Raw genomic sequence first — 18,257 nt, forward strand, 5'->3', positions numbered from 1 at the left:
TCCGCAGAAACTATTCTGCGATTGTTAGTTTGATACCGGCTGGCTCCAGATCGGCGACGAGTGCATCACCGGGAGACTGATCGGTAATGATGGCGTCGAAGTCACCAAGATCGGCCATGACATGAAGTGCCGTGCGACGGAAACGTTGGTGATTGACCAGCAGGCACGTGCGTGTTGCCGATGCAGTCATGGCTCGCTTGGTGCGAACGACATTTTCATCCATGTGATAGACGAGGCGTCCGTTGACTGCGGGCGCTGAAATGAAGGCAAAATCTGCACTGAGCTTGGAGAGCGCTTCTTCGGTCAGCAAACCAAAAAATGCATTAAACTTTGCCGAGAAAACGCCGCCCAGTGCGATCAGATTGATACCAGCTTCGCCCTTGAGATTTTCAATGATGACGGCATTGTTGGTGATCACAGTCAGTGGTCGCTTTTCAACCAGCATGCTACCAAGAACTGCCGCCGTTGAGCCATCATTGATCATCACGGTCATGCCGGGTTCAATCAACTCAAGGGCAGCGCGGCCCATCTGAATTTTGGCTTCGTTGTCCTGCTGCACGCGAAAGCGGAAGTCGCTTTCAAATTGCGAGCCGGGATCCATCGTCGCGCCGCCGCGAACTTTGCGCAACACACCGGATTCTTCGAGCGAGTCCAGGTCACGATGAATGGTCATTTTGGAAACAGCAAAACGATCAGCAAGATCATCCAGATCAACTGCATGATTTTCAATCAGCAGATTGATGATCGCCTGTCTTCTTTCGTCGCGTTTCACGAAAATTCCGATCTCAAAGCGTGGTTGCTTATGACGCAAGCTTAAATCACAAAATCACATAATAATCCATATAAAATGTTATTTTGTGATGTTTTGTTGAATGAGGCGCGATTTACTCCACAAGGGCTTTTGCAGTGCGCTCGTCAGTGATCAGCCCATAAAGACGACCGCTTTTCAAAACGGCGCGAATAGCTTCGGCTTTTGACAGACCGCCAGCCAAACCGATGATGCGGCTCATATCAGCATTTTCCACTGAAGCTGCGATGGTGCGGGCTGTCAGTTTGGTATCCAATCGTGTGCCATTCTTATCAAAGAAGTGACCGAGCATTTCACCCACTGCGCCATATTCAGCAATCTCTTCCATCTCAGCCAAATCAATCACGCCCGATGTGACGAGCTGCGCATGAGCGTCGACGGTGCCGATACCAACGATTTTCAATTCCGCGCGGCAACCCATGTCGAATACCGTTGTGACGCCCTTTTGCGCCAGCAGCACTTCGCGGTCTTCTGCGGTATTAGCGAAGAAAGGCACAGGCATCACGTAAGCCGGTCTGCCGGTCTTCTCGGCAATGCGATGCATCACGTCATGCGGGTTGGCTGCAAAGTTTCTGGTCAAGCCACCGAGCAGCGAAACAAATTCCAAATCCTTTGCAGCCACGCGTGGCATGTGGCTGACCGCCGCTGAAAGTGTGCGGCCATGGCCGAGGCCGATCACTTCATGGTCGCCATGTTCAATCTCACGACGGAGAAATTCTGCACCAGCATTGCCTAAGGAGAGCAGGGGCAGGTCGTCTTCACCAAGATCGGGTGCGACTTCGCAATATTCGAGATTGTATTTTTCGGCGAGCTGGTTCTCGAGGCCGATACATTCGGAAATATCGCCGTCGATAGTCACTTTGACCGCACCATCTGCAACCGCTTTGGCGATCAATCGATGCGCTTTCACGGAAGGTAGCCCCAGCCGTTTTGCAACGGCTGATTGGGTCATTCCGCCAATAAAGTGAAGCCAGGCGGCACGAAGGGCTAAGGAATCCTCTGCATCTGCCATTTTTGTGCTGCCTGCTCCCGATTCTTTATTGTTTTCTTGTGGTTATATTTTCAAATCTCCAGCGCCGGTGTCAATGTGCGGCGCCCAGAAGGCCACACTTTCTGCGATTTGTGGAATGACTTCGCGGTCGTTTGGATCACGTTCCTTAAACGACAACTCAAGACAAATTTCATTGTCCACTGCGCCACCTTCGGCAAAGGCTTTCAGCAAAGGTTCTGGCTGAATACGGCCCTTGGCGTTGAATGCAGCCGTGAAAGGACGATGACCGCCCTTATCCATAAGGCTTTGCTTGATGTGAATGATCGGTGACACTTTTGGCACCGCACGCGCCCATGCATAGGGATCGAAATCATCGGGGTTCGATGAGGTGACATCACCATGATCAATGTCGGCCATCATCCACATCGGGATTGCCATATTGGCTGCGGTCAACCGATCCTGAAGCTTGATGCTTTCAGCGATTGTATCGCCAAATTCACGACCGATGCTCATTGGCTCCCAGAATACATAATCAAGGCCCGCACCGGCAGCATGTTCGGCAACTTCTGCCCAGCAGTCGATCGCAATCTTAATCAGCTCTTCGCGGCGTTCAGGATTGTCAAAATCCTTATAGGTGAAAATCGCGAATTGCGTGCCGACCGACTTGCCACCGAGATCGCCGATGATATCGGCAAATGTCTTGAACCAGTCGACATAGTAGCGACGAACTTCGGCATCCGGATGGCCGAAATGGTTGAGGCGGCCATAGGGGCCCGTCATGCCCGACGTTACACGGACACCGGTGCGCTCTAATGCCTTGTCCATGTCGCGGGTCAGGCGACGAATGGTCGAAGCCTGCCAGCTTGGATTGATGAACTCGTGCGTGAGCTGCAGATCGCGCAGGCGCAGGTCGCGCGCAACGGTTTCGATCAGATCATCCGGCTCTGCAAAGCGGTTCACAAGCGGATTGGTGTTCAGCGAAAGCGTAAGGGCCATGGTGTCCTCGGTTGTACTACAAAAGCATGTCGTTATCGGAAAACCGGTTCCCACTTTTCCGCGACATGCTCAGGCAGCAATTTTAGCGTTGTCGAAGCAAGCGATGAATGCGGCCCGTTCGGCTTCTGTCAAATGCAGATAATGCTTGGTGCGGCGATAGAGAATGTCGTTCGCTGTCTTCGCCCATTCTTTTGCAACGAGATAACGAACTTCAGCTTCATAAAGATTGCCGCCGAAATGCTGACCAAGACCGGAGAGGTCAGTTGCACCAGCGACCACGTCCTTGGTGCGTGCGCCATAGAGGCGACCATAATGCAGGGCCAGTTTGCGCGGCATCCATGGGTAGCTGTCGCGCAGGCTGTTGGCAAAAGTCTCAAAATCAGCATTGGCGATTTCGCCGCCCGGAAGCGGTGCACCATGGGTCCAGTCGCCGCCCATTTTCGGGAAGATGTGCTTTAAGCGATGCATACCGCGCTCAGCCAGTTCGCGGAATGTGGTGATCTTACCGCCAAAGACGTTGAGCAGCGGCGCGTCATTGGTTTCATCGAGATCGAAAACATAATCGCGGGTGACAGCGGACGGATTGCCCTTGCCGTCATCAAACAGCGGACGCACGCCGGAGAAGCTGTGCAGCACATCTTCGCGACGCAGCTTTTCCTTGAAATAGCGGTTCACTGCAGTGAGCAGGTAGTCGATTTCTTTTTCATCTGCGCTGACATCTTCGGCGCGACCTTCATAAGCAATATCGGTGGTGCCGATGAGCGCCTTGTCGCCTTCATATGGATTGATGAAGATTACGCGCTTGTCGTGGTTCTGCACCAGATAGGCATTCGCACCGGCCCAGAATTTTGGCACGATGATATGGCTACCCTTAACAAGACGCACATTGCGCGAAGAGTTGGAGCCAGCAACATTGGTGATTACGTCCGTTACCCAGGGGCCAGCACAATTGACGATGCAACGCGCGCGGAAGCTGCGCACTTCGCCGGTATCGCGGTTCTTGGTTTCAACGATCCAGCCGCCTTTTTCGCGACGCGCTGATGTCACCGGCGTGCGCGTCAGAACGGTTGCGCCTTTTTCAGCGGCTCCAACAGCATTCAGAACGACGAGACGGGCATCATCCACCCAGCAATCGGAATATTCAAAGCCCTTGGTGTACTGATCGAGAATTGGCGTGCCTTCCGGGTCGCGCTTCAAATCAAGCGTGCGGGTACCGGGAAGTTTCTTGCGACCGCCAAGATGGTCGTAGAGGAACAGGCCAAGGCGCACGAGCCAAGCCGGACGATCCTGCGGGCTGTGTGGCAGAACAAAACGCATCGGCCAGATGATGTGCGGTGCTGCATTGAGCAGCACTTCGCGCTCGATCAGTGCTTCGCGGACAAGACGGAACTCGTAATATTCGAGGTAACGCAGGCCACCATGCACTAGCTTGCCCGAACGCGATGAAGTGCCTTCCGCTAGATCGTCTTTTTCTGCCAGCACAACCTTGAGGCCGCGCCCGGCTGCATCGCGAGCCACGCCCGCGCCATTGATACCGCCGCCAATCACAAACAGATCGCAGGTTTCCGGTTCAGCCATTTCATGCTCCTTCGGATGCCGGAATACCGGCAAAATAATATGTCATCTCAGCCGATTGTCGAATTACCGATCGGCTGCAAGCTTGTCCCAGATGGGGGTAAGAGCCAGTCGGGCGTCCTTATAGGCGCCGAACAGTTCTGCGTAGCGTTGTGCCTGTGCGGCATCAGGTGCTTCGCCAGCGCCGAGCAAAGGTGCAACCCATTCCGCAATGCAATCTTCCATGTTGGAATAAGCACCAATAGCAACTGCCGCCATCATCGCAGCACCGGCAGCACCTGCTTCCTCACGCGATGAAACGCGAACCGGCGCATTCACGGCTGCGGAAAGCGTGCTGCGCAGAGCGCGCGAGCGCGCCGCACCACCTGTGATACGCAACTCAGCAGGCATATCACCCATCGCGGCGTAGCAATCGCGCGTCGCCATGCCGAGGCCTTCAACCACCGAACGCACGAGTTCTGGGAAACGGTCGCGGCTTGAAAGCCCTATAAAACCGGCCCGCGCAAAGGCATTAACGAAAGGTCCGCGTTCTCCAGCTTCCGAAATATAAGGATGGTAAAGCAATGCGCCGGGACGGCTTGCGTTAAACCATTCATCAAGGCGCGGGATCAGATCGTTTAGTGAGACTGGCTTGTCTGCTGTCGACATAAGATCAGCTGCGATCTGCAATATCCAGTCGATATTGATCGTCGCGCCCATATTGGTCTGAACCTGCGTGACGATGCCGGGAACTGGCAGCGCGATAACGTAGCCTGTACCTTCTGCATTCAGGTTGATCTCGGAAACAGGCTTCGCACGCATATGCACGCCCGTCGATCCGATAGTCGAGCAACCTGCATCGGCAGTACCGGAATAAACGCCAGCGCCGAGTGCGGTCATCACCATATCGACATAGCCGAGACTCACCGGCGTACCGGCCAAAAGACCCGTTGCAGCGGCCGCGTCGGGGGACAAAGGATGCTGCGTCAGAGTGCCATCCACGATTTCGGGCAGCAGATTGCGGCGCTTAATCAGGCCGAGTGCTTCAATAACCACATCATCATATTGACGATTGCGGAAATTGCCGAACGTGAAACTGGCTTCCGAGGGGTCTGTGGCGCGGACGCCGGTGAGATTGAGATAAAGCCAGTCCTTACAATGAAGGGCGACTTCCGCATTATCGAGCAGTTCCGGCACGAAACTGTTCATATGCGCCATTTGGGTGCCTTGCTGGCAGGTGTTCAACCCGGTGCCGGTCGCTTCAAAGCGCGCACGGTTCATCGGTCCCGCTGCAAGTTTGGTAACAGTATTGGCGGCCCGCGCATCCAGCCATATCCACGCATCGCCGACGGGCTTGTTGTCGCGGCCAACTAGCCATGTGCCATCGCCCTGTCCGGTAACGGAAACAGCCGCGGTACGGGTGCTTAGATTTGGAATTTTTTCTGCAAGACCGCGTAGAGCTTTGGCGCAATCTTCCCATGTCTGGGAGAGTGACTGCGTCACCGCGCCATGTTCGCCGGTTTCGTATTTGTTGCGGACAGCCGCCGAATCGAGTTGACGACCGTTCAGGTCGAATGCCACAGCCTTGACGACGGACGTGCCCGCGTCGATGCCGATGATTATATCACCTTGACCACGCATGACTGAATTACGCTTTCCCAATGTGGTCCTTAACGGACATTTGGATTTCCTCCCGCGACGAAATTTGTCGCTCGCTGCCCATCATTTTAATCAAAATAGGCTTTCGCGTATAGTTGAGATAACATAACGACACGGGCCTGTCTGTAAAATTTTTGTGCACAAGCATTTTTTTTCACCAAAAGGTGATGGAGGCGAATTTTGCCGGTGAAAATCATGGCTCGGATGAGTTGAATGCAATGTAATACACGTATGTTTTTGTACCGGAAATATTCTAAATAGCTGTTTTTAATATGGAATTATTTTAATTGCTTGCTGCACTCCCTACTGCTTCTCTTTATGAAGCATGGAGGATTCACGTCGGCCTTTATGATCAAATTCGCAGGAGTCGTGTGTATTTTTGGCGTTCAAATGTGCAAAATGGAACGCGTTTCAAAAAGTCCTGATTGACAGTTATATGTCTTTATAACATGATTATTGGAGTTGATAACATGCTGCTATCATAGATCATGACGGCGGCATCTTTGTTTCCAGGCTACGCGGAGGGGCGGTGCCGGCAACATGCGGAGGATTTATGTTTCAGATTTCTGCTCCTGTTTGTTTTGCCCCTTTGGCTTCCCGATATTTCGCGGTCGCTAAGGTTACGCATCATCCGCGCAGTCATGAGGCTGCATAGGCCTAACCGCATCATCCGTTTCTATAACGACAATCCGGCAGAATTTGCTGAAGGCGTTTGATAATGAGTACACAAGCTAATCAAGTTACACCAAAGCCCGCCAAATCAAGTCGCGCCGTCCTCTGGAGCGTGATCGCTGCGGTGGTGGTTATCGGTGCAATTGGATTTGACACGAAGGTCGTAAAGATCGGTTCTGATGCCGATGTGCGCCAGCAGGTCTTTTCGCCTGACGCCTATGGTGCGGCAGAGTTCCCAAAGGTTAAGGCCAGCGTTGAGGAACGTGCAGCCGATGCTGTTGAAGTTGGTACGGCACTTGCTGCCGACAAAGACGCAGCCGGCAAAAAATACGGCGTTGGCAGCGTGAACCCGGTGATTCCGGTTAAGTTCACCGGCACTGTCGAAGAACGTAAGTCCAACTACAATGTCATCAAGGTCGATGGTTTCCCTGAAGGCATGGCTATCCGCGTTCAGACTGGTCCTGCAGTCAACGGCACTGATCTACGTGACGCGACGGGAACAATCGAATTTGGTCAGTTCAAAAACCAGATCGAATTCCAGAACGCTGGTTCTGCTCTCAACAATGAGATGAAGAAACAGGTTCTTGAAGGCGTTGATGTCGATAATCTCGTCGGCAAGACAGTGACAGTGACGGGCGTTTTCAAGCTTGTTAATCCTAAAAACTGGCTGGTTACGCCGGTGGGGTTTGAAGTAAAATGACCGTTCAAACCAAAGTTGAAGGCAAGCACGGCGAAGTCGTTCTTTCCGCACATGATGTTGCCAAGGCTTATGGGCGTATCAACGCGCTCAAGGGCGTGAATTTTGAAATCCGTCGCGGTCAGGTCACGACGCTTTTTGGCGAAAATGGTGCTGGCAAGTCGACGCTGATGAAGGTTCTGTCGGGCGTTATTCAGCCGACATCAGGCACGATCATTCTTGATGGCGAACCTGTCACGTTTAATTCCTCATCGGAAGCCCGTGATCGCGGTATTTCGATCATCCATCAGGAATTGAGCCTCGCGACCAACATGAATGTGCGCGACAACATCTTCATGGGCCGCGAAATTCGTGGTGCATCGGGCGTGAACTTCGCAGAAGAAGAGCGCCTGACCCGCGAATTGCTTGCAGAGCTTGAAGAAGACATTGATCCGCTGACGCCTGTTGAAGAACTGCGTCTTGGTCAGCAGCAGGTAGTCGAAATCGCACGTGCGCTTTCGGTCAATTCCCGCATTCTGATTATGGATGAGCCGACTTCGGCGTTGAGTGCTTCCGAAGTTGAAGTGCTGTTCAAGGTCATTCGTGACCTGACGGCGCGTGGTGTTGCCATCGTTTACATCTCGCATCATCTCGAAGAAGCCTTGCAGATCACCGATCATGCGGTTGTGTTGCGTGATGGTGCAATGACGGCTTACGCCCCACGCGCTGACATTGATCTTGAATGGATCGTTCGCAACATGGTTGGCGAAAACTTCGACCTTGGCTCACCTCCGACTGGTTATGAATGGGGCGATGTCGCACTTTCCGTTGAAGGTCTTACCGTTCAGGATAAGTCGGGCGATTTCGCACTTGTTGATAATATGTCGCTCAATGTGCGCGCCGGTGAGATCGTTTGTATCTACGGTTTGATGGGGGCAGGTCGTACCGAGCTTCTCGAAACCGTTGCGGGTCGTCTGAAAGCAAGTTCGGGCAGCATTCTTCTTAAAGGTCAGGACGTAGCGGGCCTCACGATTGCGCAGCGCATCGATCAGGGTCTGGTTCTCGTACCGGAAGATCGCCAGCGCGACGGTCTTGTGCAAACGATGACGGTTGGCCGTAACCTGTCGCTTGCAAGCATTGGCGAAATGACGAAAGGGCTTTTCACCTCGAGAAAGCGTGAAAAGAACATCGTCGATCAGTCGATCAAGAACGTTCACATCAAGACGGATGGTGGCGAAGCCGCAATCGGTTCGCTTTCTGGCGGCAATCAGCAGAAGGTCGTTATCGGCAAGATGCTGGCGACTGAGCCGAAGGTTATCCTTTTGGATGAGCCAAGCCGCGGTATCGATATTGGCGCGAAGGCCGAAGTGTTCAAGCTTCTGGCCGAGAAAGCTAAAGACGGTTTGGCTGTCGTTTACACCACATCAGAAGTCGGCGAGTGCCTCAGCATCGCTCATCGTATCATTGTTATGCACCGTGGACGCATCTCAGCCGAATTCGGCTCTGATGTCTCCAAGGAAAAGATCATGGCCGCCTCGGGCGAGTCCATGGTCGGCCATTAAAATAGTTATGGAGCACTGATAGAATGTCAGTCACGACTACAAAAGAAAAAGCGGCTCCGAATGGAGCGAAGCGGAAAACCAGCATCGTGCATTTGCTGCTCGAAGGTCGTGCGTTTTTTGCGCTGATCGCGATTATCGCGGCCTTTTCATTCCTTTCGCCTTATTATTTCACCGTCAATAACTTCCTGATCATGTCGTCGCACGTGGCCATTTTCGGCCTGCTGGCGATTGGCATGCTGCTGGTTATTTTGAATGGCGGTATCGATCTTTCGGTCGGCTCCACACTTGGCCTTGCAGGCGTTGTTGCTGGCTTTTTGATGCAGGGCGTCAATATTCCGGAACTGGGTGTTATTCTGTATTTCCCGGTCTGGGCAGTTGTTATTATCACCTGTGCGCTTGGCGCATTTGTTGGTGCCATCAACGGCGTTCTGATTGCTTATCTGCGTGTTCCTGCCTTCGTAGCAACGCTTGGCGTACTTTATTGCGCACGCGGTGTAGCGCTTCTGATGACCAATGGTCTGACCTACAACAATCTTGGCGGTCGTCCTGAACTCGGCAATACCGGCTTTGACTGGCTGGGCTTTAACACGCTTTTTGGCGTGCCTATCGGTGTTCTGGTGCTGGCCGTTCTGGCGATCATCGTTGCAATCGTGCTTAACCGCACAGCTTTTGGCCGCTGGCTCTATGCTTCGGGTGGCAATGAACGTGCTGCTGAACTTTCCGGCGTTCCAGTCAAGCGCGTGCAGATCTCTGTCTATGTGATTTCAGGCATTTGTGCCGCAATCGCTGGTCTGGTTCTGTCATCGCAGCTGACTTCGGCTGGTCCAACTGCAGGTACGACCTATGAGCTGACGGCCATCGCCGCAGTGGTTATCGGTGGTGCAGCGCTAACGGGTGGTCGCGGTACAATTCTCGGAACGCTTTTGGGCGCTTTCGTGATTGGCTTCCTCTCCGACGGCCTCGTGATCATCGGCGTATCGTCCTACTGGCAGACCGTATTTACCGGCGCGGTTATCGTGCTCGCGGTTCTGCTCAACAGCATTCAATATTCCCGACGTTAAACAAAGTTACGGCTCCGCTCACCGTTCCGGGCGGAGCCGGTTCTTCGGGGGTAGCGAAAACATTCCACAACGGCGATCAAGCAAAATGCCTCGCCTTTTGGAAATGGTAACGCCGGGAAACCGGCATTGTGCAACGATAATCTTTTACGGGAGTGAGACATGTTTAAGAAGGGTATGCGCGTTCTTTTTGCTGCTGCAGCAGCATTGCCGCTTATCGCCAGCACCGCATGGGCTGAAGGTCTGATCTCAATCGTGGTCAACGATCCTTCGAACCCATATTGGTACACTGAAGGCGAAATCGCTAAGAAAACTGCTGAAGGCCTTGGCTATTCGGCTGTTGTTGGCGGCCACAAGGGCGACACCAACACAGAAAGCAACCTGATCGACACCGCGATCACCAACAAGTCGGTTGCGATCATTCTTGATCCTGCAAATGCTGACGGTTCCGTTGGTGCAGTTAAGCGCGCTGTTGCAGCTGGCATTCCAGTGTTCCTCGTAAACGCTGAAATCAACCAGGAAGGCCTTGCTAAGGCACAGCTCGTTTCCAACAACGCACAGGGCGCAGCACTTGGTGCAACGCAGTGGGTTGAGAGCGTTGGTGATAAGGGCAAATATGTTGAGCTGTTCGGTTCGCCATCAGACAACAATGCAGCCACCCGTTCGAACGGCTATGAAACTGTTCTTTCGCAGTACCCAGACCTGGTAAAGGCTGGTCAGGACGTTGCGAACTGGAACCGTACACAGGGTCACGACAAGATGCAGGCTTTGCTTCAGGCAAACCCAGACATCATCGGCGTTATCTCGGGTAACGACGAAATGGCTCTTGGTGCAATCGCTGCTCTGAAGAAGGCTGGTAAGCTTGATCAGGTTAAGGTTGGCGGTTTCGACGGTTCGCCAGATGCAGTTGCTGCAATCAAGGCCGGTGAACTTCAGTACACCGTTCTTCAGCCAGTTGCGATTTTCTCGGAAGCTGCTGTTAAACAGGCCGACAACTTCATCAAGACAGGCAAGACCGGCGTTGACCAGGAAAAGCAGCTTTTCGATTGCTTCCTGATCACCAAGGACAATGTTGACAAGTACACTGCTCCATTCGTTCTGGAACAGTAAGAGCTGACAAGATGGGGCGCGGTGTAGTCCGCGCCCCGTTTATATTTTAGTACCGAGGCTATGAATCGGGACCGGCCAATAGGAAATTGGCGGGCTGGGGACGAGTGATAGGCATGGTTACAAGCACGAAAGCAAGCATAGACAACCTTCTGACAGAGCAGGTGCCCAACGATAGCAGGCACGCACGTCAGCTGGTTCGCCGCCAGCAAATTGCTGAACTGATTATGTCCGAAGGATCCGTTCGGATCGAAGATTTGACCGAGCGTTTTGCAATCAGTCTCATGACCGCGCATCGCGATGTGGATGAACTGGTTAGTCGCGGTCTGTTTCGTAAGTCACGCGGTATCGTTTCCGCAGCACCCACAAGCCTTATTGAAGCGAGCGACCTCTATCGCGTCGCGCGCCAGTCCGAAGAAAAGAAGCTGATCGCTGAAGCCGCGATGCAATTCGTAGAGCCGGGTCAGGCTATTTTTCTCGACGATTCCACAACCGTTCTCCAGATGGTGCCATATCTGTCTGAAAAAGGCCCGCTGACGGTTATCACCAATTCTCTGATCCTGATGAACGAAGTGCGGGACATTAAAGATGTCACGCTCCTTGGGCTTGGCGGTCAGTTTTACAACTGGTGCAACGCTTTTGTCGGCGGCATGACGATCCATGAAATTCGTCGCCTGCGCGCTGACGTGGTGTTCATCTCAATTGCTGCCATTACTGACGATCTGCTGTTTCATCAATCGCCGGAAATGGTCGAAACCAAGCGTGCGATGCTGGAGAGTTCAGCAAAACGCGTGCTGCTGACCGATCACACCAAGTTTGAGCGCCGCGCATTGCATAATTTCGGAGCGCTCAAAGATTTTGATGTGGTGATTGTCGATAGCAAAACTTCGCTCGAACATGTCGAACGGATGCAGGCACAGGGCATAAATGTGGTCATTGCTGGCTCGAGCGGAACGAAAGAATAGCCGCAAGGCTCAAGAATTTAGCGCATACATATCAGGAAATACGATCCATGCCGTCTTTGTTGGGAATCGATAGCGGACTGACCGTTACCAAGGCCGTTATTTTTGACGTTGATGGCACAACGCTTGCCGTTGCGCGCCGTCGTGTACCTCAATATTATCCAAAGCCTCGTCATGTTGAGCGCGACATGGATGAGTTCTGGAATGCGACAGCCGATGCAATTGCAGAAGCTATTGCGAAAAGCGGACGCCCGGCATCGGATATTCTGGCGATTGCCACCACTGCGCATGGCGACGGCATTTACATGCTCGACCAAGATGCGCGTCCGCTTGGCAAAGGCATCCTGTCGCTTGATAGCCGTGCTGTTGATGTTGCCGAACGCTGGCTAGGTAGCGCGGTTGCAGATCAGTCGATTGCGATTACCGGCCAGCTACCGCATGCTTCGGCTCCCTCCGCCATTCTGGCCTGGATCAAGGAAAACGAACCGGATCGCTATAATCGCATTGGTCATGTGATTGCCTGCAAGGACTGGCTACGCTTCTGCCTGACGGGCGAAGTTGGCACCGACCGCACTGAGGCTTCAACCTCGTTCACCGATTACAAGACGCAGGATTATTCTAAAGACGCTCTCAAGCTTTTTGGCCTTGAAGCGCTCTGGGATGCACTGCCGCCTATGTCGCGCTCCGACGAAATCATCGGTGGTGTTTCGCAAGAATGCGCCAGCCGTACAGGGCTTGTTGCCGGAACGCCGGTCGTCGGCGGCCTGCATGATGTGACGGCTTCAGCGCTCGGTGTGGGTGGGCTCAAAGTTGGAACGGTTGCGGTTGTGGCGGGCACTTATTCGATCAATGAAACCCTGTCTTCCGAACCTCGTGTCGATAAGAGCTGGTTCTGCCGCAATGGCATTGCACCGGGAGAATGGAACAACATGTCCATCTCGCCTGCTTCCACCGCAAATTACGACTGGTTCCTCGATAAGCTCTGCCCGGCAGAACGTCGCGAGGCTGAAGAAACAGGCCGTTCGATCCATGATATGCTGCGTCCAGAAATTGATGCAGCTTTGGCCAAGCCGTCGACAGCGTTGTTCCATCCTTATCTGTTTGGCTCGCCATATGGCGCGATGGCAAGCGGTGCGTTTTTTGGCCTTCGTGGTTGGCAAGAGCGCGGTGATATGCTGCGTGCAGTCTGGGAAGGCATTGCCTTTAACCACCGCATCCATGTCGATCATCTGAAAGATGGTTTTGAAATTTCTGCTGCGCGCTTGACGGGCGGTGTTTCGCGCAGCCCATCCTTTGCGCAGATGTTTGCGAATGTGTTGGGTATGCCGGTTACAGTTACCGACACCGATGAAGCCGCGGCATGGGGTGCCGCACTGTGCGCAGGTAAGGGAGCAGGCGTTTTCGCCGATGTTTACAGTGATCCGCGCGATCTGGATGCCATTGGCCGGACCTATATCCCGGATGCTGAGCGCAGCGCGGAATATGAAAAGCGCTATGCGCTGTTCAAAGAAATAGCATCAGCAATGGGGCCAATCTGGTCCAAGATCGATGCCCTAACTGATTGAAATATAGCAAAGACAGTGAAATGAACGATTTCGTAAGCAGTGCCCAAATGAAGAGCCGCATCAGTAAGCTCGAAGCTGACGGCGTTGATGTTCTCATTCTGGGGGCTGGCATCAATGGCGCGGGCCTTTATCGCGATCTGAGTGAACAGGGCGTGAGCTGTCTCATCGTCGACAAGGGCGATTTTGGTTCTGGCACCAGTGCTGCGCCTTCACGTCTTATTCACGGTGGCCTCAAATATCTTGAAACCGGCGAATTTGGTCTCGTCGCGCAATCAACAGTCGAGCGCAATATCCTGTTGAAAAACGCGCCGCATAATGTTCGCCCGTTACCGACATTTATTCCGGTGTTCTCGTGGACCAAGGGTATTCCCGCAGCGCTTCGGACTTTGTTTGGCTCAACCACAGCACCGCGCAGCCGTGGTGCGGTGTTGATCAAGATCGGCCTCGGTTTGTATGATTATTTTGGCGCGCGTGAGCGCGTCATGCCAAAGCACAATTTTCTCTTCAAGAAGAAAGCCTTGAAGGAAATGCCATATATGACACCGTCTATTGTGGGTGGTGGCATTTATTATGACGCATGGGTCAGTAAGCCAGAACGTCTGGTTTATGAGCTTGTCAGCGATGGCCTGAAAGCCAATCCAAAGAGTGCGGCAGTCAATTTCACGTCGATTGTCGCGGCCCGCGACGGTGCCGTGAGCTTTGAAGGGCCGGATGGTGCGGCTTTCACGATTAAGCCAAAGATCGTTATCAATGCGGCTGGCCCGTGGATTGATCACGTCAACGCGGCGCTTGGCAAAGAAACCAAGATGATTGGCGGCACCAAGGGTTCGCATATTTTGATCGATCATCCCGAGCTGGTGAAGAGCCTTAAAGGCCGGATGATCTATTTCGAGGCCGATGATGGTCGTATCTGCCTAGTCTATGATTATCATGGGCTTGCACTGGTCGGCTCAACCGATATTCCAGCCAATAATCCCGATGAAGTCTTCGCCGAAGATAAGGAAATCGATTATTTCATCGAGAGCCTTCGTTCGCTGCTTCCGAAGCTGAAATTTGATCGCAGCCAGATCGTTTATACATATAGCGGCATTCGCCCGCTACCTGCCTCCAATGCATCAGAACCGGGCCTGATCAGCCGTGATCATTCGGCACCTGTGATTGAGCCGGATGCAGGGCGTCCATTCCCAATTATTTCGCTGGTTGGTGGCAAGTGGACAACGTTCCGTGGTTTTGCGGAAGAAGTGGCAGATACGGTACTCAAGCGTTTTGACCGCGAGCGTCTCAAATCAACCCGCACTTTGACCATCGGTGGCGGCAAGGATTACCCGGCTGATGACCGCGCACGTGCTGCATGGGTGGCGAAACACGCCAAGGAAACTGGGCTTGCAGTCGAACGCGTAGAGACGCTGTTGCAGCGTTATGGCACGACCGCTCTGCCGATCATTCAGGACGAAGCCAAAGTTGGCGTTACACTTCTGCCTGATACAGACAGCATCAGCCGTGCCGAAATTGCGTGGATCGCACGCAATGAGCTGGTTGTGCATCTGTCGGATGTTGTTCTACGACGCACGACACTGGCAATTGATGGCGCGCTGTCAAATGCCAATCTCGCAGCAATTGCCGATATTCTTAGCGTCGAGTTTGGCTGGGATGCTACGCGCAAGGCACAGGAACTGGAGCTTGTTATTGCTGAGCTTTCAAAACGCCACGGCATGACACTTGGAGATAAGCCCGCGAAACGTCGCTGATTTAGAATTAAAAAAACCGGGCCATGGCCCGGTTTTTTTTTAGATATTTATTGATCGAACGTCATAGGGTGACAAGTAAATCGTCTCGCCGTTTGGAACAGTCACAGTCTGGTCATGCGGAGTGATGTTAACCAGCCAAACCTTGTCTTCCATCGCCATTGCCAGAACGTCCGATGGGCGCGACGACTTGCATTGTGTCCAGCTTTTGCCCGCCAAATCAGCCAGCACTTTCACGGTGTTAAACAATGGCCGCGCATGACCCGCAGCTGCCGGCTCGCCTTCACCGGCAATAAGTCCGAACGGACCGGTAAGTGCTGAAAGTGTGAGGCTGTCGAGACCAGCATCGAGAACCGAAATCGCATAGGCAAAAGCGAAGCTTTCTGCGAATTTTCCGTTATGGCGCGGATCCCGATTGGCCATGGCAATGCGCTTGCCATTCGGATTTTCCATCGTGCGGCTGCCATAAGGATTCTGGCGCATCGGAATGGTCGATGGTCCGATGCGATAGGGCTTATCGCCATAAATCGCACGCACCGAACGCGTGATGAACGGCAATGCTTCAAGCGTCTGCATGACGCTTAAATCATCGGCAGCATGCACAATCGGATTGGTGCAATGCGAGACGAAATCAATAAGCCCGCTTGGAACGCGTTTGCGATTAAGCTCGGTGAAATAGCTCAGCATTCCGCCACCAAGCTGCACATCCGGGAAGGCTGCTCGTGCTGCCGCATAGACATCTTCAAGCGGCGGACAGGGTGGCCATTCGCTCCCTGGCGGTGTTGATTGCCGATCAATTGCCGGAGAGATCATGATTGCATCCGGTGTAAAACCAGCCGCTTTCATGTCGTAGGCGATGGCCTTCGTTTCATCAATGAGCGACTTCTCGCAAGGCAATGCAATTTCGAGCGAAACACGACTTTTGTGATGCTTTGTAAGTGCTGCGAAATCGACAAATGCTGAGCCATCATGCCGCGCCAGCGGGTCGTAGTGAAACAGCAGATCCTGCGGTGCAATCTCTTGCAGCAGATCAATTACGGCAAGGCTTGCTTTGGCTTCCTCTGGCGTGATGATGATGCCGATATTGGGCATTACACCGCTTACGTCACCGAGCGTAATGCGCACGGGTTCAATACTATCTGCTGTGCGCGGAGCATTCTCCCTGCTGTCGCGAATGTTGAGTACAATGCGCTGATGCACAGGCTGTGATGCTTCGATCTGATAAGGCCATGGCAGGGCAAGCGGGCGCACATAGGTTTTATAAGAGGCATCAGACCAGTTGCGCTGGTCTTCCATCTCAAATGTATCGCCTTCCATGCGGCACTCGGCGAAAACGCCTGGCATTGCCTCATGGGTGATAGCGCGCATGTCCTTAAACGGCTGCCATGGCTCAATGAGATCAGGCAGATGGGTTTCGTTGCGCGTGCCATCGACATGCTCAACAGTGACAGGCGAACCGGCAACGCCAACAATCGGATGCAGAATGCAGAAACCGCAGCGGTTTGTTTCAAAACCGGTCCCAGTGTTTGCCACGGCGTCAAAAGTCAGTGTGCCATAGCTATCAGCCTCAATACGGACATCGATAGCGAGTTGCGTTGCATCCGGGCCTTCGCAGCGTGCCTGATAGCTAACGCTAAACCCGTTAGCACTGTGCTCGACATTGAGATCGTGGATGTCAGGATTATAGGTTCCCCAATCCCGATCACGCACCAGATAGGAGACAGCGCGCAGAACCTCCACACCATCATACTTGATCGTGCGAAGATTGCCTTCGCTTAGATCGACCGAAAGCAAGCCAGCCTTGAGGTGTTTTGGCGAGGTTTCAGCCTCACGCGTGCCATAAAGCAAAAAGGGATCGACGCTGCTCATTTGAGCAACGCCGTAATATCAACGCGGTTGCCGCTTGCTGCGCTGTCATAGGCCGCTTCTACAAGCGCGAAAGTCTTAAGATTATCAGCGCCTGAGGTCGAAGTTTCCTCGCCCGATGCAAGTTTATCCACCCAATGCTGCTGAATGGCAAAGACGCTTTCCTGAATATTGTGCCAAGGGCGTGATGCCCATGAAAGAAGTTCAGGCGACACGTCTGAAACTGTGGTGCCAGCGGGCGTGATTACTTCGAGACGATAGCCCTGATAAAGACGGATTGAACCTTCTGTACCATCCAGTTCAATCAGCGTTTCCGGGAATGGGTCGGTTTCGAGCTTCGTTGCATAGCTTACATCGACAATTGAAGTGGCGCCATTTTCATGATCCATGAGAATGGTGGCTACATCCTCGCCTTTGATCTTCGGGTTGACGCGCTTGGTGCGTGCGACAAGGCTTGTCACATCGCCCAAGATAAAGCGCGCAATGTCGAGCGTGTGGATGCCGAGGTCTTCAATGATGAAGCGTTCGCCTTCAGCCAGATATGGTTGGCCTGAAAACACATCAAAGCCAGAGCGGAACGAGAAACGTCCCCAGAATGGTGTGCCGATGACGCCGCTGTCGAGTGCTTTGCGGACGGCCTGAATAGGCGTCTGCCAGCGGAAATTTTCATGCACCATGAGCGGAATGCCTGCCTCATTGCAGACTTTTACCATGGCCTTGGCGTCATCGAGCGTTTTCGCAAATGGCTTCTGGCAGATTGCAGGCACCTTGTGGGCGGCTGCAAGTTCCACCAGAGCGCGATGGCTTGATACCGTGGTGGCAATATCGACAAAGTCGATGCCACCATCTGCGAATAGCGCGGTTGCATCCGTGTAGCGGCGTTCGATGCCAAATTGATCGCCGACAATCTTCAGCCGCTCAGGATCGCGGTCGCAGATCGCCACAATCTTGGCACCCGAAACGTCATTCCATGCATGCATCTGATTGATTGCGAAGAAACCACAACCGATGAGAGCGCCATTCAATTCTGCCATTT

The 18,257-nt window shown here is 53.2% G+C and carries 14 protein-coding genes; 7 read left to right on the forward strand and 7 right to left on the reverse strand.

Annotation, left to right across the window (positions count from 1 at the left end; all coding sequences use genetic code 11):
* Positions 1 to 10: 10 nt before the first annotated feature.
* The 5 genes from J2782_RS08005 to J2782_RS08025 form a co-directional block, all read right to left on the reverse strand.
* Positions 11 to 772, reverse strand: a complete 762-nt coding sequence (locus tag J2782_RS08005; RefSeq protein WP_250043807.1) for a DeoR/GlpR family DNA-binding transcription regulator — start codon at positions 770 to 772, stop codon at positions 11 to 13.
* Between the two features lie 112 nt (positions 773 to 884).
* Positions 885 to 1,820 carry a sugar-binding transcriptional regulator gene (locus J2782_RS08010; protein WP_310011213.1) on the reverse strand — a complete coding sequence of 312 codons (936 nt, stop codon included), beginning with the start codon at positions 1,818 to 1,820 and terminating at the stop codon, positions 885 to 887.
* A gap of 42 nt (positions 1,821 to 1,862) precedes the next feature.
* Complete coding sequence (locus J2782_RS08015) at positions 1,863 to 2,795, reverse strand: TIM barrel protein (protein WP_310011215.1); 933 nt, start codon at positions 2,793 to 2,795, stop codon at positions 1,863 to 1,865.
* A 69-nt stretch (positions 2,796 to 2,864) separates the two neighbouring features.
* The gene (locus J2782_RS08020) at positions 2,865 to 4,373 is read right to left on the reverse strand and encodes a glycerol-3-phosphate dehydrogenase (protein WP_310011217.1); all 1,509 of its coding nucleotides are present in this window, start codon (positions 4,371 to 4,373) and stop codon (positions 2,865 to 2,867) included.
* Positions 4,374 to 4,436: 63 nt separating this feature from the next.
* On the reverse strand, positions 4,437 to 5,990 hold the full coding sequence (locus J2782_RS08025; RefSeq protein WP_310011219.1) for an FGGY-family carbohydrate kinase: 1,554 nt from the start codon (positions 5,988 to 5,990) through the stop codon (positions 4,437 to 4,439).
* Positions 5,991 to 6,726: 736 nt separating this feature from the next.
* Here J2782_RS08025 and J2782_RS08030 point away from each other — a divergent pair.
* From J2782_RS08030 to J2782_RS08060, 7 genes are all read left to right on the forward strand, one after another.
* Positions 6,727 to 7,380 carry a DUF2291 family protein gene (locus J2782_RS08030; RefSeq protein ID WP_250043817.1) on the forward strand — a complete coding sequence of 218 codons (654 nt, stop codon included), beginning with the start codon at positions 6,727 to 6,729 and terminating at the stop codon, positions 7,378 to 7,380.
* Positions 7,377 to 8,918 carry a sugar ABC transporter ATP-binding protein gene (locus tag J2782_RS08035; RefSeq protein ID WP_310011222.1) on the forward strand — a complete coding sequence of 514 codons (1,542 nt, stop codon included), beginning with the start codon at positions 7,377 to 7,379 and terminating at the stop codon, positions 8,916 to 8,918. Before J2782_RS08030 ends, J2782_RS08035 begins: the two co-directional genes overlap by 4 nt.
* A 23-nt stretch (positions 8,919 to 8,941) precedes the next feature.
* Positions 8,942 to 9,979: an ABC transporter permease gene (locus J2782_RS08040; protein WP_310011224.1), complete on the forward strand. Its 1,038-nt coding sequence runs from the start codon at positions 8,942 to 8,944 to the stop codon at positions 9,977 to 9,979.
* 159 nt (positions 9,980 to 10,138) lie between these two features.
* The gene (locus J2782_RS08045) at positions 10,139 to 11,086 is read left to right on the forward strand and encodes a D-ribose ABC transporter substrate-binding protein (RefSeq protein WP_187547096.1); all 948 of its coding nucleotides are present in this window, start codon (positions 10,139 to 10,141) and stop codon (positions 11,084 to 11,086) included.
* Between the two features lie 113 nt (positions 11,087 to 11,199).
* Positions 11,200 to 12,048 (forward strand): DeoR/GlpR family DNA-binding transcription regulator, encoded by an 849-nt coding sequence (locus J2782_RS08050; protein ID WP_310011226.1) that lies wholly within the window; start codon positions 11,200 to 11,202, stop codon positions 12,046 to 12,048.
* Positions 12,049 to 12,095: 47 nt separating this feature from the next.
* Positions 12,096 to 13,610, forward strand: a complete 1,515-nt coding sequence (locus tag J2782_RS08055; RefSeq protein WP_310011228.1) for an FGGY-family carbohydrate kinase — start codon at positions 12,096 to 12,098, stop codon at positions 13,608 to 13,610.
* A 20-nt stretch (positions 13,611 to 13,630) separates the two neighbouring features.
* Positions 13,631 to 15,358: a glycerol-3-phosphate dehydrogenase/oxidase gene (locus J2782_RS08060; RefSeq protein WP_404989612.1), complete on the forward strand. Its 1,728-nt coding sequence runs from the start codon at positions 13,631 to 13,633 to the stop codon at positions 15,356 to 15,358.
* A 39-nt stretch (positions 15,359 to 15,397) separates the two neighbouring features.
* Here the strand turns inward: J2782_RS08060 and apnL are convergent, their stop codons facing one another.
* The gene (apnL, locus tag J2782_RS08065; RefSeq protein ID WP_310011232.1) at positions 15,398 to 17,224 is read right to left on the reverse strand and encodes a D-apionate lactonase; all 1,827 of its coding nucleotides are present in this window, start codon (positions 17,222 to 17,224) and stop codon (positions 15,398 to 15,400) included.
* On the reverse strand, positions 17,221 to 18,255 hold the full coding sequence (locus tag J2782_RS08070; RefSeq protein ID WP_310011234.1) for a Gfo/Idh/MocA family protein: 1,035 nt from the start codon (positions 18,253 to 18,255) through the stop codon (positions 17,221 to 17,223). The genes apnL and J2782_RS08070 overlap by 4 nt, the downstream gene beginning before the upstream one ends.
* Positions 18,256 to 18,257 lie beyond the last annotated feature (2 nt).

Source organism: Brucella pseudogrignonensis (genome assembly GCF_031454375.1).
In the GTDB taxonomy this organism is placed as follows: Bacteria; Pseudomonadota; Alphaproteobacteria; order Rhizobiales; family Rhizobiaceae; genus Brucella; species Brucella pseudogrignonensis_A.